Source organism: Pseudacidovorax sp. 1753, assembly GCF_040544975.1.
Taxonomy (GTDB): Bacteria; Pseudomonadota; Gammaproteobacteria; order Burkholderiales; family Burkholderiaceae_C; genus Xenophilus.
In genome coordinates, this window is sequence record NZ_JBEPKY010000001.1 from 301,960 (window position 1) to 320,929 (window position 18,970).

Below are 18,970 nucleotides of genomic sequence, written 5' to 3' on the forward strand. Positions count from 1 at the left end.
CACCACGCCCGCCGCGGCAGCGCTATGGTCCGACCCATGTCTGCCACCTCTGCCCGTCTCTGGGACATTTCCCCTCCCGTCTACGTCGGCGCCCCCGTCTTTCCTGGTGACACGCCCTATGCACAGCAATGGGCCGCGACGCTGGGACCCGGCTGCCCCGTCAACGTCAGCCAGATCACGATGTCGCCACACGTGGGCGCGCATGCCGACGCCCCTCTCCACTACGCGGCCGATGGCACGACCATCGGCCTGGTGGACCTGGACGCCTTCCTCGGCACCTGCCGCGTGATCCATGCCATCGGCGCGGCGCCGCTCATCGAATGGCGGCACATCGCTCATGCAGTCGACGACCACCTGCCGCCGCGCGTGCTGGTACGCACCTATGAACGCGCCCCCGTGGACCGCTGGGACCCGCAACTGCCCGCCTACGCGCCCGAGACGGTCGAGCGCCTCGCTGCGCTGGGCGTGCGGCTGATCGGAATCGACACGGCCAGCATCGACCCGGCCGACAGCAAGGCCCTGCCCAGCCATCAGACCATCCGCCGCCACGACATGCGCGTACTGGAGAACCTGGTGCTCGACGCCGTGCCCGAAGGGGACTACGAGTTGATCGCGCTGCCGCTCAAGCTGGTGCAGGCGGATGCCTCGCCCGTGCGCGCCGTGCTGCGCGCGCTGACCTGACGGCCCTCAGGCCGGCACCATGGCGTAGGCGACGATCTCGATCTTCATGCCCGGCACCACCAGCGCCGCCACGGCGGCGCTGGAGCGGTTGGGATACGGCGCCTCGAAGAACTCGCGGTATACCGCGTCGATGGCCGGCATGTCGGCCACGTCGGTCATGTAGATCAGCACCTGCGTCACATCGGCCATCGTGCCGCCGGCCGCCTGCACGGCGCGCCGCAGGTTCTCGAAGGTCAGGCGCGTCTGCGCCTCGATGGTCCCGGTGTCGATGGTCCCGTCGGTGCGGACGGGCCCATGGGCGGTGAACAGCATCGCGCCCGTGGCCTTCACGGCCCAAGAAAAAGGTTGCTTGAGCGCCGGCAGGCCCACATCGATCACTTGCTTCATCACAGCCCCAGATGTTCCATACATAAAACGACGTTTATTTTATGGTCACCGTTGGAAATAAGCGACACAACGCATTTTTTGACGGTGATAACTTCCCCGCTTCGCTCCGTAGCGCCCTGTCCTACGCCGCTCGTCCCCGAGCGCGGCAGCCCGCCCGGCCCGCAGCTTGCATCGTCCGTGCCGCCCTCCGCCCACGGACCGCACCACCGAAAGCCACGCCATGTTCGAACACATTCCCGCCTACCCCGGTGACCCGATCCTCTCGCTGATGGAGGACTTCCAGCGCGACACGCGGCCCAACAAGGTGTCGCTGAGCATCGGCATCTATTTCGACGACGACGGCCGCCTACCCGTGATGAAGGCGGTGCGCACCGCCGAGACCGCGCTGCTGCAGGAAATCGGCCCGCGCTCCTACCTGCCCATGGAAGGCATGGCCGACTACCGCGCCGCAGTGCAGAAGCTGGCCTTCGGCCCCACGCACGAAGCCGTCACCAGCGGCCGCGTTGCCACCATCCAGACCATCGGCGGCTCCGGCGGCCTGAAGGTGGGCGGCGACTTCCTCAAGCGCTACTTCGGCGATTCGCAGGTGTGGGTCAGCGACCCGACCTGGGAGAACCACCGCGCCATGTTCGAGGGCGCCGGCTTCCAGGTGAACCTGTACCCGTACTACGACCCGGCCACCGGCGGCCTGCGCTTCCAGGACATGCTGGCGGCCTTCAAGACGCTGCCCGCCCGCAGCATCGTGCTGATGCACGCCAGCTGTCACAACCCCACGGGCGTCGACCTGTCACAGGACCAGTGGAAACAGCTGATCCCCGTGATCGCCGAGCGCGGCCTGATTCCCTATGTGGACATGGCCTACCAGGGCTTCGGCGACGGCCTGGTCGAGGACGCCTTCGCGCCGCGCGCGCTGGCCGATGCGGGCGTGCGCTTCTTCCTGGCCAACTCCTTCTCCAAGAGCTTCTCGCTGTACGGCGAGCGCTGCGGCGGCCTGTCGGTGGTGTGCGGCTCGGCCGAGGAAGCCGGCCGGGTGCTGGGCCAGCTCAAGAGCTCGGTGCGCGCCAACTACTCCAGCCCGCCGACGCACGGCGCGCGCATCGTCACGCGCGTGCTGAGCACGCCCGAGCTCTACGCCCAGTGGGACGCCGAGCTCGCCGAGATGCGCGGCCGCATCAAGGCCATGCGCGAGGCCCTGCATGCCACGCTGGCCGACCGGCTGCCTGGCCGCGACTTCGGCTACTTCCTGACCCAGCGCGGCATGTTCAGCTACACCGGTCTCACGCCCGAGCAGGTGGACCGCCTGCGCGAAGAGCATGCGGTGTATCTGGTGCGCTCGGGCCGCATGTGCATCGCCGGCCTGTCGACCAAGAACGTGGCCTACGTCGCCCAGGCCATGGCCGCCGTGCTGGACTGACCCCTACCCCTCCCAGGAGCCTTGCGATGAATTCCTCGACATCCGCCGGCCCGGCGGAGGGCGGAGCACTGCCCGAACAGATCGTCCACGAAGAAAAAGCCCAGCTCGACTTCAGCCAGTCGATGAGCTACGGCGACTACCTGCATCTGGACGAGATCCTGAGCGCCCAGCATCCGCTGTCGCCCACGCATGACGAGCTGCTGTTCATCGTGCAGCACCAGACCAGCGAGCTGTGGATGAAGCTCATGCTGCACGAGTTGACGGCCGCCACGGCCGCCATCGCCAACCCGAGCGAGAACACCAAGCCCGAGGCCTTCAAGATGCTCGCGCGGGTGACACGCATCATGGAGCAGCTGGTGGGCGCGTGGACGGTGCTGTCGACCATGACGCCGCCGGAGTACACCGCCATGCGGCCCTACCTGGCCAATTCCAGCGGCTTCCAGAGCGCGCAGTACCGCTGCATCGAGTTCGCGCTGGGCAACAAGAACGCCGCCATGCTCAAGCCGCATGCCCACCGGCCGCACCTGCTGGCCATGGTGGACGCCGCGTGGCGCCGCCCTTCGCTCTACGACGAGACCCTGCGACTCATGGCCCGGGAGGGCCTCGCCATTCCGGCCGACAAGCTCGAGCGGGACTGGACGCAGCCCTACACCGCGAGCGAGGCCGTCCAGGAGGCCTGGCTCACGGTCTACCGCGACCCGAAGGCCCACTGGGACCTCTACCAGCTCGGCGAGAAGCTCACCGACATCGAGGACGCCTTCCGCCTCTGGCGCTTCCGCCATGTGACGACGGTGGAACGGGTGATCGGCTTCAAGCGCGGCACTGGCGGCACCGGTGGGGTGAGCTACCTGCGCAAGATGCTGGACGTGGTGCTGTTCCCTGAACTCTGGACGCTGAGGACGGAGCTCTGAAGCACCCCCCATGCCGCTTCGCGGCTCCCCCCTCTCTGTCGCCTTCGGCTCGGAGGGGGGCGCACCCCGAGGCCTGGCCAAGCCAGTTCCTCGGGTGCCTTGGCTTGGCCTGCTCCGCGACCCTTCGATCCTTGACGCGGGTCCGGTTTCATTCGGTTGCGGATGACCTCACGGGCCTGCAGGGCGCTCAGCCGGCGTACAGCCAGGGCTGGTCCATTAGTGTAGGACCGGCCAGCCGCATCACCATGTCGCGGCCCCAGCGTGCGGGGCCACCCAGATGGAAGATCCGCCCGTTGCGCCGCGCACGGGCCTGCACCTGCGCATTGCGCGCCCAACGCGCCTGCGCATAGCGCGCCAGGGCCTGGGGCACCTCGGCCGAGGTGCAGCCACTGAGCTGCTGCGCCAGCGTCACGGCGTCCTCGATCGCCATGCCGGCACCCTGCGCCAGGTAGGGCAGCATCGGGTGCGCCGCATCGCCCAGCAGCGCCACACGGCCGTCGACCATCTCCTGCGGACCGGTCAGCGGCGTCCGGTCGCACAACGTCCAGGCTCGCCACGCCGGAACGGCATCGAGCAGCGCCCGCAGCGGCTGGCCGACATGGCCGGTGGCACGGTCGAGTGCAGCGCGGCTGGCGGCCTGGTCCCAATCGCGCGCATCGGCACCGACCTCGTCCGGCGATGTTTCGGTCAGCACCACCAGATTGAGCCGTTCGCCCCCCCGCACCGGATAGGCCACGGCGTGCAGTCGCGGCGCCAGCCAGACATCCACCTGCCGGCTGCGCAGTGCCGCGGGCAAGGCGTTCTGCTCCAGCAATGCACGAAAGGCCATGTGCCCGGTCGGCCGCGCCGGCGCTGCGTCGGGCCAGATGCGCGGCCGGACACGACCCCACACACCATCGGCGCCGATGAGCGCATCGCCTTCCCAGGCGCGGCCATCGTCGGTGGCGGCGCAGACGAATTCGTCGCCGCGGGTGGACAGGCGCTCGATGCGCGCGCCCGTGCTGAGCGTCACGGCGCCCGAGGCCTGCGCGCGTACGGCCTCCAGCAGCAGGCCGTGCAGATCGGCGCGATGGACCGTGAAGTAGGGCGCGCCGTAGCGCTGCTCCATGGCGCCTGCAAGGGGCATGGTGGCGATGCGGCCACCATTCAGCGCCGATGACACGCACAGCCGCTCGGGATGGGCCACGATGGCATTCAGCGCCTCGCCAAGCCCCAGGGCGCGCAGCCTCCGGACCACGTTCGGTCCCAGCTGGATGCCCGCGCCCACCTCGCTGAAGGCGGGCGCCTGTTCCATCAGGTCTGCCGTGTGGCCGGCCCGCGCCAGGGCCAGGGCGGCGGCCAGACCGCCGATGCCGCCGCCGACGATGAGGGAATGGATGCGCATGCGCTCGTGGATCCCAAAAAGTCCACGATTCTCGGCCCGGCGACGCCGGCCGGGCTGCGCTGGATCAGCGGCGTGCGGAGGAAGAGGCGCCGTCGCGGCCCCCGACCGGCGTCGGGCCGCAGGTGCCGCAGCTGTCGCAGGAACCGCAGCCGCCCGCCTGGCCCAGGGAGCGGGCCACCTTGGCCTCGCGCTCCTCGCGCACCAGGCCGCTGCGCGCCATCCAGCGCGCCATGCGGGGCGCGAGCGACCGGCGCCAGCCGGCCGGCATCCAGTGCCAGGCGGCATAGACGGCGGCCACGAGGACGATCAGGGCAACGACGGCGTTCTGCATGACTCGGATCTCCGCAAGAGAAGCGTCAGCCGGCCCCGAGGGCCACTGCGACGCGGTAGGTGATGAAGCAGGCCACGTAGGCCAGCCCGAACAGGTAGCCGGCCATGATGAAGACCTGCTTCCAGCTGTTGGTCTCGCGCTTCACGGTGGCCAGCGTCGAGATGCACTGCGGCGCGAACACGAACCACACCAGCAGCGACAGGGCCGTGGCCAGCGACCAGCTGCCGGCGATCAGCGGCTCCAGCGCGCCCGCCACCTCTTCGCCGGAGGCCGCCAGCGCATACACCGTGCCCAGCGCGCCCACCGCCACCTCGCGGGCGGCCATGCCGGGCACGAGGGCGATGGAGATCTGCCAGTTGAAGCCGATGGGCGCGAAGATGTATTCCAGCAACTGGCCCAGCCGGCCGGCGAAGCTGTATTCGATGGCCGGGCCGGTGGCACCGGCGGGCGGCGCCGGGTAGCTGGACAGGAACCACAGCAGGATGGTGAGCGTGAGGATGATGGTGCCCACGCGACGCAGGAAGATCCACGCCCGCTCCCACAGCCCCAGCAGCAGATTGCGCAGGTTGGGCCAGCGGTAGGCCGGCAGTTCCATCAGCAGCGGCGAATGGCCCTGCTGCGTGCGCAGGCGCTTGAGAACCCACGCCACGGCCATGGCCGAGACGATGCCGAAGACATACAGCAGGAACAGCACCACGCCCTGCAGGTTGAAGATGCCCAGCACCTCGCGCTGCGGGATGAAGGCGCCGATCAGCAGCGCATACACCGGCAGGCGGGCCGAGCAGGTCATCAGCGGCGCGATCAGGATGGTGGTCAGCCGGTCGCGCCAGTTGCTGATGGTGCGCGTGGCCATGATGCCGGGAATGGCGCAGGCGAAGCTGGACAGCAGCGGAATGAAGGAGCGCCCCGACAGGCCCACCGTGCCCATCACCCGGTCCAGCAGGAAGGCGGCGCGCGGCAGGTAGCCCGAGTCCTCCAGCGCCAGGATGAAGAGGAACAGGATCAGGATCTGCGGCAGGAAGATCAGCACGCCGCCCACGCCCGCCACCACACCGTCGACCAGCAGGCTGCGCAGCGGGCCCTCGGCCATGACACCCTGCAACCAGCCGCCGATGGCGTCGGTGCCGGCCTTGATGGCGTCCATGGGCACCGCTGCCCAGCTGAACACGGCCTGGAACATCAGGAACAGGGTCACGGCCAGCACCAGCATGCCCCACACCGGGTGCAGCACCACGCGGTCGATGCGGTCGCTGGTGGCCAGGCTGCCCTGCGGCGTCTGCACCGCGAGGTCGAGGATGCGGCGCACTTCCCTGTGCGAGGCCAGCACGTCGTCCATCGAGGGCGCCTCCCAGGGCAGCGGCGAGGAGGCGGGCACTGGGATGTCGAGCGCGGCCAGCAGGTCGGTGGCGCCATTGCGGCGCACGCCCACGGTGCGGATCACCGGGATGCCCAGCTCGCGCGAGAGGATGTCGGTGTCGACGCGGATGCCCTGGCGCTCGGCCATGTCGGTCATGTTCAGCGCCATCACCATCGGCACGCCCAGGCGCTTGGCCTCGAGCACCAGGCGCAGGTTCAGCCGCAGGTTGGTGGCGTCGGTCACGCACACCAGCAGGTCGGGCAGTTGGTCGCGCCGGCCAGTGACGACGTCGCGCGTCACCGCCTCGTCGGCCGACAGCGCATTGAGGCTGTAGGCACCGGGCAGATCCAGCACCGCCACGTGGCGACCGCCGGGTGTGCGCAGTTCGCCTTCCTTGCGCTCGACGGTCACGCCGGCGTAGTTGGCCACCTTCTGGCGGCTGCCCGTCAACAGATTGAACAAGGCCGTCTTGCCGCAGTTGGGATTGCCCAGCAGCGCGACGCGGCGCGGTGGGTTGGGCGACTGGAACGCGATGCTCGCCTCAGCCATGGGCGGCCTCCGCGGGTGCGACGTGGATCAGTGCGGCCTCATAGCGACGCAGGGCGAAGGTGGTGTGACCCAGGCGCACGGCCAGCGGCTCGCGGCCGGGGTGACCACTGGCCACCACGCAGACGCGCTCGCCGGGGACGAAGCCGATTTCAGTCAGGCGCAGCGCCAGGTCGCGGTCGTCCGCGGCTTCGCCGCGGGCGACATCCATCACGGTCGCCCATTGGCGGTCGGGCAGTTGGTCGAGCGGCAGAAAGGCGGCCGGTGCGCGCGAGGCAGAGGTGGACACGGAAGCAATGGGCCCCGCCGCAAGGCGAAGCTCTCTCTGGCAAAAGCCAGATGCTAACAATTTTCAATTGCAAGCAGGAGTCCCGGGGATCAGAAACCGCGTTGCCGTTCGGCAATGCTGGCCAAAGCGGGCCGCGCAAAACAAAGGCCGCGGACCGGCGCTCACCGTTCCGCGACCTTGCTGGCACCGGGACCGCGTCCAATCGGACGCAGCGGCCGGGCGCTTCAGCCCTGCAGCAGCTGCCGCAGCACGAAGGGCAGGATGCCGCCGTGCTTGTAGTACTCGACCTCGATCGGCGTGTCGATGCGCAGGCGCACGGTCACCTCCTTGCGGCTGCCGTCGGCGCTTTCGATCACCAGCTTGACGTCCTCGCGCTGCGGCTTGAGCTCGCCGGGAATGAGCACGTCGATCTTCTCGTCACCCTTGAGGCCCAGGCTCTGCCAGGAGTCGGCACCCAGGAACTGAAGCGGCAGCACGCCCATGCCGACCAGGTTGGCGCGGTGGATGCGCTCGAAGCTGCGGGCCACCACGGCCTTGATGCCCAGCAGCTGCGTGCCCTTGGCGGCCCAGTCGCGGCTGGAGCCAGTGCCGTATTCCTCGCCGGCGAAGATCACCGTCGGCACGCCCTGTTCGATGTACTTCATCGCGGCGTCGTAGATGTACATCTTCTCGCCATTGGGCTGGAACAGCGTCAGGCCGCCCTCTTCCCGCGAGCCGTCGGCGCCGGCCGGCAGCATCAGGTTCTTGATGCGCACGTTGGCGAAGGTGCCGCGCATCATCACCTCGTGGTTGCCGCGGCGCGAGCCGTAGCTGTTGAAGTCGGCCTTGCCCACGCCATGCGCCTTGAGCCACTGTCCGGCGGGCGAGCTCTCCTTGATGGAGCCGGCCGGCGAGATGTGGTCGGTGGTGATCGAGTCGCCGAAGAGCGCCATCACGCGCGCCCCGGTCACGCCCGCCTCCGTTGCCTCCGGCTGCATGCCGAAGCCTTCGAAGAAGGGCGGCTCGGCAATGTAGGTGGAGGTGGGCCAGTCGTAGACCTCGCCCTGCACGCCCTTGATGCTGTTCCACAGCTCGCCCGGGTTGGCGGCGATCTGCTCGTAGTTGCGGCGGAAGGCCTGCGCGTCCATGGCGAAATGCAGCAACTCGTCCACCTCGGCGGCGCTGGGCCAGATGTCGCCCAGGTACACGTCCTTGCCGCCCGTGCCCTTGCCCACGGGCTGCGTCATCAGGTCGACCGTCACGTTGCCGGCGATGGCGAAGGCCACCACCAGGGGCGGCGAGGCCAGGAAGTTGGCCTTCAGGTTCGGGTGGATGCGCGCCTCGAAATTGCGGTTGCCCGACAGCACGGCCGCGCACACCAGGTCGTTGCCGGTGATGGCGTCGTTGATCTCGGGCGCCAGGTCGCCGGCATTGCCGATGCAGGTGGTGCAGCCATAGCCGGCCAGGTAGAAGCCCAGCTTCTCCAGGTAGGGCAGCAGCTTCGTCTTCTGCAGGTAGTCGGTGACGATGCGCGAGCCGGGCGCCAGCGAGGTCTTGACGTGCGGCTTGACCGTCAGGCCCGCCTCCACCGCCTTCTTGGCCAGCAGGCCGGCCGCCAGCAGCACGCTGGGGTTGGAGGTGTTGGTGCACGAGGTGATGGCCGCGATCAGCACGTCGCCGTTGCCGATGGAGACCTGCTTGCCGTCCAGTGCGATGTCATGGCGCACTGCCAGCTTGTCGGCCGGCTGGTTGAAGCCGCTGGCCTCGTTGGGCTTGCTGTAGAGCTCGGTAAAGCGGCCGGCCAGATGGCCCAGGTCGATGCGGTCCTGCGGCCGCTTGGGGCCGGCCAGGCTGGGCGTGACGGTGGACAGGTCCAGCTTGACGGTCTTGGTGTAGTTGAGCGCGCCGGGGGCGGGCATGCCGAACAGGCCCTGGGCCTTGTAGTAGGCCTCCAGGCGCTCGATCTCCTCGTCCGTTCGGCCGGTGCCGCGGAAGTACGCGATGGTCTTCTCGTCCACCGGGAAGAAGCCCATGGTGGCGCCGTATTCGGGCGCCATGTTGCCGATGGTCGCGCGGTCGGGCACCGGGATGGACGCGGCGCCCGGGCCGAAGAATTCGACGAACTTGCCGACCACCTTCTCCTGCCGCAGGATCTGCGTGACGTAGAGCACCAGGTCGGTCGCGGTCACGCCTTCGCGCAGCTGGCCGGTGAGCTCGAAGCCCACCACATCGGGCGTGAGGAAGTACACCGGCTGGCCCAGCATGGCGGCCTCGGCCTCGATGCCGCCCACGCCCCAGCCGACCACGCCCACGCCGTTGATCATGGTCGTGTGGCTGTCGGTGCCCACCAGCGAATCCGGGTACCAGGTGGGGACGTCGGCCTTGTCGTCGGCCGACTTGTAGACGCCCCGCGCCAGGTACTCCAGATTCACCTGGTGCACGATGCCGAAGCCCGGCGGCGTGACGCCGAAGGTGTCGAAGGCCTGCATGCCCCACTTCATGAACTGGTAGCGCTCCTTGTTGCGGGAGAACTCCAGTTTCATGTTCAGGTCCAGCGCCTGGGGCGTGCCGTAGTGGTCCACCATCACCGAGTGGTCGACCACCAGGTCCACGGGCACCAGCGGCTCGATGGTCTTGGGCGACTTGTCGAGACGCTTGGCGGTGCTGCGCATGGCGGCCAGATCGGCCAGCAGCGGCACGCCGGTGAAGTCCTGCAGCACCACACGCGTCACCACGAAGGGAATCTCCTCCGTGCGCTCGGCAGTGGGCTGCCAGTTGGCCAGTTGCTCCACATGCTCGGCGGCGACCTTCTGGCCATCGCAGTTGCGCAGCACCGACTCCAGCACGATGCGGATCGACACTGGCAGCTTGGCAATGTTGGGAAATTTCTTGGTCAGCTCGGGCAGCGACCAGTATTTGCCTTGCCGGCCGGAGGCCGTCTTGAAGGTCTTGAGGGCGGAAGCGAAGACGTGGGCAGGAGCAGCGTCGGCCATGGAAAGCATCCTTCTTGTTCGAACCAACGAGCAAGATAGCAGGCTTTGAAGGCACTGGACGTCAGCGGGATGCCCCTCCTACCGAGGCGCTCAGGCTTGCAGCGCCGGCCGGCGGCGGGGCGACGTGGCGCGCAGGCCGGCCCATTGCGCAGCAGCCAGTGCCAGCACCACCACGGCCTGCAACCCCAACCAGGCCGCGCCGAGCGCCGTGGGCTGCAGGCGGCCACCGGCAAGCAGGGCCAAACACCCCAGCGCCCAGCCGAGATTGCCAACGGCCACCAGGGCGATGAGAACGCGGGGCGGCGCGGCGCGGCTGGCCATCCACGCCGCCGCGGCGGCATAGACCAGCAGGAACAGGCCGCTGTAGCCAAGCAGTGCCGAAGGCAGGCCGGTCAGCGCGGACAGCGGCGCGGTCGCTGCGCACTGGATGGCGCCCGTGAGCAGGCAGGACGCGGCATCCAGCCCCATCACGCGGGAAAGAAAACGGGGCGAGGTCAGGATCGGGGACATGGCAACTCCTTGCAGGGTGGATGGAATCGACGGGGCCGCGGGACCCCGTCGAACGCATCCTCCCGCCGCCGCTGCACCGCGGCCATGACCTGGCAGGTCATGGTCCGGCCGCGGAGGGGGCCGCCAGAATGGCCGCATGTCCGCCAGTCCCCACCCCGACTCCTCCCCGCCGCCGGGCAGCGACGCGTCTTTCGGTGCCCATCTGCGCCACTGGCGCCAGCACCGGCGAATGAGCCAGCTCGACCTGGCCCATGAGGCCGACATCTCCACGCGCCACCTCAGCTGTGTCGAAACGGGCCGAGCCCTGCCCAGCCGCGACATGGTGCTGCGGCTGGCCGAGCGGCTCTCGGTGCCGCTGCGCGAACGCAACCGGTGGCTGGTGTCCGCCGGCTATGCGCCGATGTACCGCGAACGGCCCATCGACGATCCGGCCCTGGCCATGGCCCGCAAGGCCGTCGACCGTCTGCTGCAGGCCCACGAGCCCTACCCCGCACTGGCAGTGGACCGCCACTGGCAACTGGTGGCCGCCAATGCGCTCGTGCCACGGCTGCTCGAAGGCGTCGCGCCCTTTCTGCTGGCAGCGCCGGTCAACGTGCTGCGCCTGAGCCTGCATCCCCAGGGCCTGGCGCCGCGCATCACCAACCGGCGCGCCTGGCGGGCACACCTGCTGGAGCGCCTGGCCCAGCAGATCGGCGCCACCGGCGATCCGGTGCTGCAGGCGCTGCACCAGGAGTTGTCCGGCTACGCCCTGCCGGCGCCCCGGGACGAGGCGGTGGCCGATGGCGATCTCGCGGGCATCGCCGTGCCCTTGTGCCTTCGCCATGGCGGGGCGGTGCTCAATCTCATCAGCACCACCACCGTCTTCGGCACGCCGGTGGACATCACGCTGCAGGACCTGGCCATCGAATCCTTCTTCCCTGCCGACGCGGCCACCTCGGCGGCGCTTGCCGCCCTGGCAGACGACGCACCGCTGTCGAGCGGGGTCGGCATGCGCTGACAGGCGGACGCGCCTGCAGGCGTCAGGCGCCCCCGCGGAGGGCTTCTACGGTGCATGGCACGCGTCCACACGACGCGCCGCCTCACCCACCCATCAGAAGGACAAAGGAAGTTCGCCATGACTCACACCGACGACCACGCCAAGCTCTGGGAGCTGATCAAGGACACGCGCTTCGGCATGCTCACGCACCGCCATGGCGATGGCCTGCTGCACAGCCACCCGCTGACTACGCAGAACCGCTCGGTGGACGAGAACGCCACGCTGTACTTCTTCATCCCGCTCGACGGCGAGATCGCCCGCCATGTCGCCAGCGATCCGGTCGTGAACGTGGCCTATGCGAATCCGGACGACGACAGCTATGTGTCGGTAGCCGGCCGGGCCGTGCTCTCGAATGACGAGACCATGAAGCGCGAGCTCTTCAACAAGGTCGCGGAGGCCTGGTTCCCCAAGGGCGTGGACGATCCCAACCTGGGTCTGCTGGCTGTGGGTATCGAAGCGGCCGAGTACTGGGACGTGACCGAGAGCAAGGTCACGCAGCTGCTCAAGATCGCGCGCGCCGCCATGGGCGGCAAGGCGCCGCCCTCGATGGGCGAGCACAAGAAGCTGGATCTCTGATCCCGTTGCGCGCTTCTGCTCGGCGCGACGGGGCTTTAACCGAACGACAGCGAGGCTGCAGGTTTGCGGCCCCCGGACGAACGAAAAAGGGCCCGCCGAAAGGCGGGCCCTTGCATTGGCGATGCGCTGGCTGAGGCCGGCGATCAGGATCAGGCAGCGACGCCGTCGGCCACTTCCTTGTAGTCCTCGATCTTGTCGAAGTTCAGGTACTGGTAGATCTTGTCGCCGTTCTGGTTGATGACGCCGATGTCCGCCATGTACTCGTCCTTGGTCGGAATGCGGCCCAGCTTGGAGCAGATGGAGGCCAGTTCCGCCGAACCCAGGTACACGTTGGTGTTCTTGCCCAGGCGGTTCGGGAAGTTGCGGGTGCTGGTGGACATCACCGTCGCGCCTTCGCGCACCTGCGCCTGGTTGCCCATGCACAGCGAGCAGCCGGGCATTTCGGTGCGAGCGCCGGCATTGCCGAAGACGCCGTAATGGCCTTCCTCGGTCAGCTGCTGGGCGTCCATCTTGGTCGGCGGGGCGATCCACAGCTTGACCGGGATGTCGCGCTTGCCTTCCAGCAGCTTGGAAGCCGCGCGGAAGTGGCCGATGTTGGTCATGCACGAGCCGATGAACACCTCGTCGATCTTGGCACCGGCCACGTCGGACAGCGTCTTCACGTCGTCCGGGTCGTTCGGGCAGGCCACGATGGGCTCGTGGATGTCGGCCAGGTCGATCTCGATCACGGCGGCGTACTCTGCGTCCGCGTCGGCCTTGAGCAGTTGCGGGTCCTTCAGCCAGGCTTCCTGCGCGTCGATGCGGCGCTGCAGCGTGCGGGCATCCGCATAGCCCTCGGCGATCATCCACTTCATCAGCGTGATGTTGCTGTTGATGTACTCGATGATCGGTTCCTTGTTCAGGTGCACCGTGCAGCCGGCGGCCGAGCGCTCGGCGCTGGCGTCGGACAGTTCGAAGGCCTGTTCCACCTTCAGCTCGGGCAGGCCCTCGATCTCGAGGATGCGGCCGGAGAAGATGTTCTTCTTGCCCTTCTTCTCGACCGTGAGCAGGCCCTGCTTGATGGCGTAGAGCGGAATGGCATTGACCAGGTCACGCAGCGTGACGCCAGGCTGCATCTTGCCCTTGAAGCGGACCAGCACCGACTCGGGCATGTCCAGCGGCATCACGCCGGTGGCGGCCGCGAAGGCGACCAGACCGGAGCCGGCCGGGAAGCTGATGCCGATCGGGAAGCGGGTGTGCGAGTCGCCGCCGGTACCGACGGTGTCGGGCGTCAGCAGGCGGTTGAGCCAGCTGTGGATCACGCCGTCGCCCGGGCGCAGCGAGATGCCGCCACGGGTGCTGATGAAGTCGGGCAGCTCGTGGTGCATCTTCACGTCCACCTTCTTGGGGTAGGCGGCCGTGTGGCAGAAGGACTGCATGACCAGATCGGCCGAGAAGCCCAGGCAGGCCAGGTCCTTCAGCTCGTCGCGGGTCATCGGACCGGTGGTGTCCTGGGAGCCGACCGAGGTCATCTTGGGCTCGCAGTAGGTGCCCGGGCGGATGCCCTGGCCTTCGGGCAGGCCGCAGGCGCGGCCGACCATCTTCTGCGCCAGCGAGAAGCCCTTGCCGGTGTCAACCGGCGCCTTGGGCAGGCGGAACAGCGTGGAGGCCGGCAGGCCCAGCGCCTCGCGTGCCTTGGTGGTGAGGCCGCGGCCGATGATCAGCGGAATGCGGCCACCGGCGCGCACTTCGTCGAACAGCACGTCGCTCTTGACCTGGAACTCGGCGATGACCTTGCCGTCCTTCAGGGCCTTGCCTTCGTAGGGGCGCAGCTCGACGGTGTCGCCCATGTTCATCTGGCTCACGTCCAGCTCGATGGGCAGGGAACCGGCGTCTTCCATGGTGTTGTAGAAGATCGGGGCGATCTTTGTGCCCAGGCAGATGCCGCCGAACTTCTTGTTCGGGATGTAGGGGATGTCCTCGCCCGTCCACCACAGCACGCTGTTAGTGGCCGACTTGCGCGACGAACCGGTACCGACCACGTCACCCACATAGGCCACGGGCAGACCGCGGGCGACCAGGTCCTGGATGAACTTGACTGGGCCGCGCTTGCCGTCTTCCTCGGGCTCGAAGGGCGCGCCGTCGCGCTTGTTCTTCAGCATCGCCAGGGCGTGCATCGGGATGTCGGGACGGGTGGTGGCGTCGGGGGCGGGCGACAGGTCGTCGGTGTTGGTCTCGCCGGGCACCTTGAAGACGGTGAAGGTGATGCTCTGGGGCACTTCCGGGCGGCTGGTGAACCACTCCGCGTCGGCCCAGCTCTGCAGCACCGCCTTGGCGTTGGCATTGCCGGCATCGGCCAGTTCCTTGACGTCATGGAACTGGTCGAACATCAGCAGCGTCTTCTTGAGGCCTTCGGCCGCCACGGCGCCGACCTCGGCGTCCTTGAGCAGATCGATCAGCGGGCCGATGTTGTAGCCGCCCAGCATGGTGCCCAGCAGTTCGGCGGCGTGCGCACGGCTGATGAGCGCGTTCTTCTCGGTGCCATGGGCGATGGCGGCGAGGTAGCTGGCCTTGACCTTGGCCGCGTCGTCCACGCCGGCAGGCACGCGATAGGTCAGCAGGTTCAGCAGGAATTCGCCATCCTTGGCGGTGGCGGACTTCAGAAGTTCGATGACTTCGCTGGTCTGCTTGGCCGACAGGGGAAGCGGGGGGATGCCCAGCGCGGCGCGCTCGGCGACATGGTCAACGTAGGCTTGCAACATCTTTCTTTTCTCCGGAAAACGTTCGGACAGCATCCATTCACGCCGGCAGCCGCAGGGGTTCGAGCCCTCCCAGGGCCTGCGCGCCGACGGTGGCCACGGCGACGGGCTCCAAGCAAGAGCCGCGCCGGTGACCAGCCGGGCTGTGGGTTATTTCTTGGGTGCGTCGGCGCCTTCGAACAGCGCCTTGGGCGGGTTCTTTTTCATCTCTTCGGCAAAAGCCACCTGCGGTGCAGCCTGGCATTCGTCGGCCATGCGCACGCCCTGCTTCTGGTTCATCAGCATGGACTTGTTGCCCAGCTGCAGCCACATGGCGCCCGCGCGGCTGTCTTCCAGGCGGATGGCGCCGGTGCGGCTCTCGACCGGGTGCATGCGGTACTTGGCGCCCTTGGTGCTGACGGTGAAGAAGCCGGGCTTGGCATCGTCGGCCGTGACGGTCACGTCGGCACCCAGTTCGCACTGGATCTTGCCGGTGAAGACGCGCTTGGCGACTTCGATGTCGTTGTCGGTGAGCACGGCGTCGTCGGCGACGGGCGTGGTCTCTTCCACCGCCTTGACGGCGCTGGCCTTGAGGTGCTGTTTGCCCTTGACGTGCACGACCTTGTCCTTGGACGCGGCCTTGGCGGCAGGCTTGGCCTTGGTGGCGGCCTTGTCGGCGGTACTGCTGGTCTGGGCCAGCGTGGAAAGCGGCAGCGCGAGCGCGGCAGCGGTGATGAACGCGAGGGTCTTGTTCATGGTGAGAGGAACCTTCCTTGGATGGCGGAGTTCAGGTGGACGCGTTGTCGGTCGCAAACCAGCCGGCAGCGCGGTCCGGCAATGTGCGTCCGGTGGCGTGTGCGCGCATCAGCACCTGCCAGAAGTGGCGGTAGCTCGCGCGGTCGTGCAATGTGCCATCAAAGCTGATGGGCGCCCAATCTGCTTCTTGTGCTGAAGCTATTATTTGTGTAGCAATTTGAATCTGATCCTCGTCCGGCGCAAAGGCCTCGAGGATGGGACGGATCTGGTTCGGATGGATGCTCCACATCCGCGTGTAGCCGAACTCCCGCGCCGCCCGGCGCGCGGCGCTCTTCATGGCCTGCGCATCGTTGAACTCGGTCACGACGCAATGGGACGGGACCTTGCCAAAGGCGTGGGCGGCACTCGCGATGGCCAGCTTGGCGCGGACGACCAGCGGGTGCGAGAACTGGCCCTGCGCGCCCATGCCGTCCGCCGGGATGGCACCGGCATGGGCCGAGACGAAGTCCATCAGGCCGAAACTGAGCGACTGCACCCGAGGATGCGCCGCGATGTCGAAGGCATGGTGCACCGCCAGGGGAGACTCGATCAGCACATGCAGCGGCAAGCCGGAGGCGCCGGCCGCGTCCAGCGCGGCCACGGCGCGCGCCACATCGGCCGGCCGTTCCACCTTCGGCACCATCAGGTAGGCCAGGCGGTCGCCGGCCTGGCCGGCAATGGTGTCGACGTCGGCCTCGAACGCAGGATGGTCGACCGGATGAACGCGAACGCCCACTCGCATGCCGGGCGCAGCGTTGCGAGCCAATTCGACGACGAGCCGGGCATGATCCACTTCGCCGCCGACGGGCGCCCCGTCCTCGCAGTCGAGCGTGACGTCGAAGACGCAGGCCCCGAATTCGGCCGCCATCTCGGCCTGCAGCGCCAGGCTCTTGCGCATGCGGGCCTCGACGCCACTGTAGTGGTCGCACACCGGCAGCGCGATAGCGCCGGCCTGGGCGCCGAGCAGTACCTCCGCCGGGTGCGCGGCGCGTCGTACAGCGATGGAATCGGCACTCATGAGGGACGGCGTGCCACGATGAACATGCGCGGAAAGGCCAGCAGGCGGCGGCCGTCGGTGCGCACCGGATAGGCCGCGTCGACGCCCTGCTCGTAGGCCTGCAGGTAGCTGGCCCGCAGGTCCGCTGGCAAAGGATCGAGGAAAGGGCGAAGGCCGGTACCGCTGACCCACTCGACGATGGCCGCGGCAGAAGCCATGCGGTGCTGATAGACGGTGTGCCAGACGTCGACCTCGGCCGCCTCGGCCGCCAGCAAGTCGTAATAGCCACCGATCGTCAGCAGCTCAGTGCGCACGCGGTCGGCATCGCCGATGTGCGTGGACCAGGGCGTGCGACCGGCCAGCTCGCGCATCAGGCGATGCGTGGGCTCCTGGCGGTTGTCGGGCATCTGGATGGCCAGCACGCCCCCCGGCGCCAGCGAGGAAAAGAGCCGCGGCAGCAACTCCTCGTGGCCCGGCACCCATTGCAGGGCGGCATTGGCATAGATGAGATCGGGCGCGTCGCCTGAAGGCTGCCAGGTGCCGATGTCGCCCAACTCGAAGCGGGACTGCGGCAGCCGCTGGCGCGCGGCGGCGACCATGGATTCGGCGTTGTCGACGCCGATCACCTCGGCATCCGGGAAGCGGCGCACCAGGAGCTCGGTGGAATTGCCCGGGCCGCAACCCAGGTCGACCACCCGCCTCGCCGACGTCAACGGCACCCGCGCCAGCAACTCGGCGGCCGGGCGAGTCCGCTCATCCTCGTAGCGGCGGTACAGCGCGGGATCCCAATCCATGGTGTCGAAGGAAGAGTCGGAAAACGGGCCCCGCGTTCCCGGGCCATCGGAAAGAAGGTCCGCGAGGCGGCTGGAACCTCTTCCCGCCGCGCGCCCAGGCCGAGCCGGCCGGAACGCGCGTGGCCTCGGAAGGCCTCAGAGCAGGTGCTTGACGCCGTCCTGCTCGCCCTGCAGTTCGGCCAGGGTCTTGTTGATGCGCTCCTGCGAGAAAGCGTCGATTTCGAGGCCTTCGACGATCTTGTACTTGCCGTTCTCGGTGGTGACCGGGAAGCCGAAGATCACGTCCTTGGGAATGCCGTATTCGCCGTTGGAGGGCACGCCCATGGTGACCCACTTGCCCTGCGAGCCCAGGGCCCAGTCGCGCATGTGGTCGATGGCGGCGTTGGCGGCCGAGGCGGCCGACGACAGACCGCGCGCATCGATGATGGCGGCGCCGCGCTTGCCCACGGTGGGCAGGAACACGTCGGCGTTCCAGACCTGGTCGTTGATGGCGTCCTTCACGCTCTTGCCGCCGATGGTGGCGAAGCGGTAGTCGGCGTACATGGTGGGCGAATGGTTGCCCCACACGGTCAGCTTCTCGATCTCGCCGACCTGGCCACCGGTCTTGGCGGCGATCTGGCTGGCGGCGCGGTTGTGATCGAGGCGCAGCATGGCGGTGAAGTTCTCGCGCGGCAGGCTGGGCGCGCTCTTCATGGCGATGTAGGCGTTGGTGTTGGCGGGGTTGCCGACCACCAGCACCTTGACGTCGCGGCTGGCGACCTTGTCCAGGGCCTTGCCCTGGGCGGTGAAGATCTGGGCGTTGGCGGCCAGCAGGTCGGCGCGCTCCATGCCAGGACCGCGGGGGCGCGCACCCACCAGCAGGGCGTAGTCGGCGTCCTTGAAGGCGACTTCCGGGTCACCGGTGGGGATCACGCCGGCCAGCAGCGGGAAGGCGCAGTCTTCCAGCTCCATGATCACGCCCTTGAGCGCCTTCTGGGCCTTCTCGTCGGGGATTTCCAGCAGTTGCAGGATGACCGGCTGGTCCTTGCCAAGCATCTCGCCCGAGGCGATGCGGAACAGGAGGGCGTAACCGATTTGGCCGGCGGCGCCGGTGACGGCGACGCGAACGGGCTTTTTGCTCATGGGAAGACTCCAGACGAAGAGAAAGGAAACGGAACGTGCCGTGTGAGCCCTGCCTGCAGGAATCTGCACATCGACCGGCACCGCCAATCGACCCGGGGCAGGAAACAACCGCGCATTCTAGGCCGATTCCATGGCGCACGTCTTATGTCTT

General features: G+C 68.2%; 17 protein-coding genes. 5 read left to right on the plus strand and 12 right to left on the minus strand.

Going from position 1 to position 18,970, the window contains the following annotated elements; translation table 11 throughout:
* Positions 1 to 36: 36 nt before the first annotated feature.
* On the plus strand, positions 37 to 681 hold the full coding sequence (gene kynB / locus ABIC63_RS01440) for an arylformamidase (RefSeq protein ID WP_294367053.1): 645 nt from the start codon (positions 37 to 39) through the stop codon (positions 679 to 681).
* Between the two features lie 6 nt (positions 682 to 687).
* Here the strand turns inward: kynB and ABIC63_RS01445 are convergent, their stop codons facing one another.
* The gene (locus tag ABIC63_RS01445; protein ID WP_017761821.1) at positions 688 to 1,068 is read right to left on the minus strand and encodes a RidA family protein; all 381 of its coding nucleotides are present in this window, start codon (positions 1,066 to 1,068) and stop codon (positions 688 to 690) included.
* 220 nt (positions 1,069 to 1,288) lie between these two features.
* On the opposite strand from ABIC63_RS01445, the gene ABIC63_RS01450 reads away from it, so the two are divergent.
* Together ABIC63_RS01450 and kynA are read left to right on the plus strand one after the other, a co-directional pair.
* The gene (locus ABIC63_RS01450; RefSeq protein WP_354318410.1) at positions 1,289 to 2,482 is read left to right on the plus strand and encodes an amino acid aminotransferase; all 1,194 of its coding nucleotides are present in this window, start codon (positions 1,289 to 1,291) and stop codon (positions 2,480 to 2,482) included.
* Positions 2,483 to 2,508: 26 nt separating this feature from the next.
* Positions 2,509 to 3,393, plus strand: a complete 885-nt coding sequence (gene kynA / locus ABIC63_RS01455; protein ID WP_354318411.1) for a tryptophan 2,3-dioxygenase — start codon at positions 2,509 to 2,511, stop codon at positions 3,391 to 3,393.
* 187 nt (positions 3,394 to 3,580) lie between these two features.
* Here the strand turns inward: kynA and ABIC63_RS01460 are convergent, their stop codons facing one another.
* The 6 genes from ABIC63_RS01460 to ABIC63_RS01485 all read right to left on the minus strand — a co-directional run bounded on the left by ABIC63_RS01460 (position 3,581) and on the right by ABIC63_RS01485 (position 10,782).
* Positions 3,581 to 4,777, minus strand: coding sequence for an FAD-dependent monooxygenase (locus tag ABIC63_RS01460; RefSeq protein WP_354318412.1), 1,197 nt, complete (start codon positions 4,775 to 4,777; stop codon positions 3,581 to 3,583).
* Between the two features lie 64 nt (positions 4,778 to 4,841).
* A complete protein-coding gene (locus ABIC63_RS01465) occupies positions 4,842 to 5,108 on the minus strand; it encodes a DUF6587 family protein (protein WP_114802575.1) in 267 nt (88 codons plus the stop codon).
* 25 nt (positions 5,109 to 5,133) lie between these two features.
* Positions 5,134 to 7,014: a ferrous iron transport protein B gene (feoB, locus tag ABIC63_RS01470; RefSeq protein ID WP_354318413.1), complete on the minus strand. Its 1,881-nt coding sequence runs from the start codon at positions 7,012 to 7,014 to the stop codon at positions 5,134 to 5,136.
* On the minus strand, positions 7,007 to 7,300 hold the full coding sequence (locus tag ABIC63_RS01475; protein WP_234196137.1) for a FeoA family protein: 294 nt from the start codon (positions 7,298 to 7,300) through the stop codon (positions 7,007 to 7,009). Before ABIC63_RS01475 ends, feoB begins: the two co-directional genes overlap by 8 nt.
* A gap of 224 nt (positions 7,301 to 7,524) precedes the next feature.
* Positions 7,525 to 10,281, minus strand: a complete 2,757-nt coding sequence (acnA, locus tag ABIC63_RS01480) for an aconitate hydratase AcnA (protein WP_502935832.1) — start codon at positions 10,279 to 10,281, stop codon at positions 7,525 to 7,527.
* Between the two features lie 81 nt (positions 10,282 to 10,362).
* Positions 10,363 to 10,782: a hypothetical protein gene (locus ABIC63_RS01485; protein WP_354318415.1), complete on the minus strand. Its 420-nt coding sequence runs from the start codon at positions 10,780 to 10,782 to the stop codon at positions 10,363 to 10,365.
* A 136-nt stretch (positions 10,783 to 10,918) separates the two neighbouring features.
* Between ABIC63_RS01485 and ABIC63_RS01490 the strand changes: the two genes are divergently transcribed.
* Positions 10,919 to 11,779 carry a helix-turn-helix domain-containing protein gene (locus ABIC63_RS01490; protein ID WP_294367020.1) on the plus strand — a complete coding sequence of 287 codons (861 nt, stop codon included), beginning with the start codon at positions 10,919 to 10,921 and terminating at the stop codon, positions 11,777 to 11,779.
* 117 nt (positions 11,780 to 11,896) lie between these two features.
* Positions 11,897 to 12,394: a pyridoxamine 5'-phosphate oxidase family protein gene (locus ABIC63_RS01495; protein WP_234196131.1), complete on the plus strand. Its 498-nt coding sequence runs from the start codon at positions 11,897 to 11,899 to the stop codon at positions 12,392 to 12,394.
* Positions 12,395 to 12,543: 149 nt separating this feature from the next.
* Here ABIC63_RS01495 and ABIC63_RS01500 read toward each other — a convergent pair whose 3' ends face one another.
* The 5 genes from ABIC63_RS01500 to ABIC63_RS01520 all read right to left on the minus strand — a co-directional run bounded on the left by ABIC63_RS01500 (position 12,544) and on the right by ABIC63_RS01520 (position 18,819).
* Positions 12,544 to 15,135 (minus strand): bifunctional aconitate hydratase 2/2-methylisocitrate dehydratase, encoded by a 2,592-nt coding sequence (locus ABIC63_RS01500; RefSeq protein ID WP_354318416.1) that lies wholly within the window; start codon positions 15,133 to 15,135, stop codon positions 12,544 to 12,546.
* Positions 15,136 to 15,282: 147 nt separating this feature from the next.
* Complete coding sequence (locus ABIC63_RS01505; protein WP_354318417.1) at positions 15,283 to 15,867, minus strand: hypothetical protein; 585 nt, start codon at positions 15,865 to 15,867, stop codon at positions 15,283 to 15,285.
* A gap of 31 nt (positions 15,868 to 15,898) precedes the next feature.
* On the minus strand, positions 15,899 to 16,924 hold the full coding sequence (locus tag ABIC63_RS01510; RefSeq protein WP_354318418.1) for an HpcH/HpaI aldolase/citrate lyase family protein: 1,026 nt from the start codon (positions 16,922 to 16,924) through the stop codon (positions 15,899 to 15,901).
* Entirely contained in the window at positions 16,921 to 17,697 is a 777-nt protein-coding gene (tam, locus tag ABIC63_RS01515; RefSeq protein WP_354318419.1) for a trans-aconitate 2-methyltransferase, read from the minus strand. Before tam ends, ABIC63_RS01510 begins: the two co-directional genes overlap by 4 nt.
* A 135-nt stretch (positions 17,698 to 17,832) precedes the next feature.
* The gene (locus ABIC63_RS01520; protein WP_058644257.1) at positions 17,833 to 18,819 is read right to left on the minus strand and encodes a malate dehydrogenase; all 987 of its coding nucleotides are present in this window, start codon (positions 18,817 to 18,819) and stop codon (positions 17,833 to 17,835) included.
* Positions 18,820 to 18,970: the final 151 nt, after the last annotated feature.

What these genes read in the sequence shown, in the direction of transcription:
- kynB (WP_294367053.1), top strand. Translation starts at nt 37, where the DNA reads ATGTCTGCCACCTCTGCCCGTCTCTGGGACATTTCCCCTCCCGTCTAC.
- ABIC63_RS01445 (WP_017761821.1), bottom strand. Translation starts at nt 1,068, where the DNA reads ATGAAGCAAGTGATCGATGTGGGCCTGCCGGCGCTCAAGCAACCTTTT.
- ABIC63_RS01450 (WP_354318410.1), top strand. Translation starts at nt 1,289, where the DNA reads ATGTTCGAACACATTCCCGCCTACCCCGGTGACCCGATCCTCTCGCTG.
- kynA (WP_354318411.1), top strand. Translation starts at nt 2,509, where the DNA reads ATGAATTCCTCGACATCCGCCGGCCCGGCGGAGGGCGGAGCACTGCCC.
- ABIC63_RS01460 (WP_354318412.1), bottom strand. Translation starts at nt 4,777, where the DNA reads ATGCGCATCCATTCCCTCATCGTCGGCGGCGGCATCGGCGGTCTGGCC.
- ABIC63_RS01465 (WP_114802575.1), bottom strand. Translation starts at nt 5,108, where the DNA reads ATGCAGAACGCCGTCGTTGCCCTGATCGTCCTCGTGGCCGCCGTCTAT.
- feoB (WP_354318413.1), bottom strand. Translation starts at nt 7,014, where the DNA reads ATGGCTGAGGCGAGCATCGCGTTCCAGTCGCCCAACCCACCGCGCCGC.
- acnA (WP_502935832.1), bottom strand. Translation starts at nt 10,281, where the DNA reads ATGCTTTCCATGGCCGACGCTGCTCCTGCCCACGTCTTCGCTTCCGCC.
- ABIC63_RS01485 (WP_354318415.1), bottom strand. Translation starts at nt 10,782, where the DNA reads ATGTCCCCGATCCTGACCTCGCCCCGTTTTCTTTCCCGCGTGATGGGG.
- ABIC63_RS01490 (WP_294367020.1), top strand. Translation starts at nt 10,919, where the DNA reads ATGTCCGCCAGTCCCCACCCCGACTCCTCCCCGCCGCCGGGCAGCGAC.
- ABIC63_RS01495 (WP_234196131.1), top strand. Translation starts at nt 11,897, where the DNA reads ATGACTCACACCGACGACCACGCCAAGCTCTGGGAGCTGATCAAGGAC.
- ABIC63_RS01500 (WP_354318416.1), bottom strand. Translation starts at nt 15,135, where the DNA reads ATGTTGCAAGCCTACGTTGACCATGTCGCCGAGCGCGCCGCGCTGGGC.
- ABIC63_RS01505 (WP_354318417.1), bottom strand. Translation starts at nt 15,867, where the DNA reads ATGAACAAGACCCTCGCGTTCATCACCGCTGCCGCGCTCGCGCTGCCG.
- ABIC63_RS01510 (WP_354318418.1), bottom strand. Translation starts at nt 16,924, where the DNA reads ATGAGTGCCGATTCCATCGCTGTACGACGCGCCGCGCACCCGGCGGAG.
- tam (WP_354318419.1), bottom strand. Translation starts at nt 17,697, where the DNA reads ATGGATTGGGATCCCGCGCTGTACCGCCGCTACGAGGATGAGCGGACT.
- ABIC63_RS01520 (WP_058644257.1), bottom strand. Translation starts at nt 18,819, where the DNA reads ATGAGCAAAAAGCCCGTTCGCGTCGCCGTCACCGGCGCCGCCGGCCAA.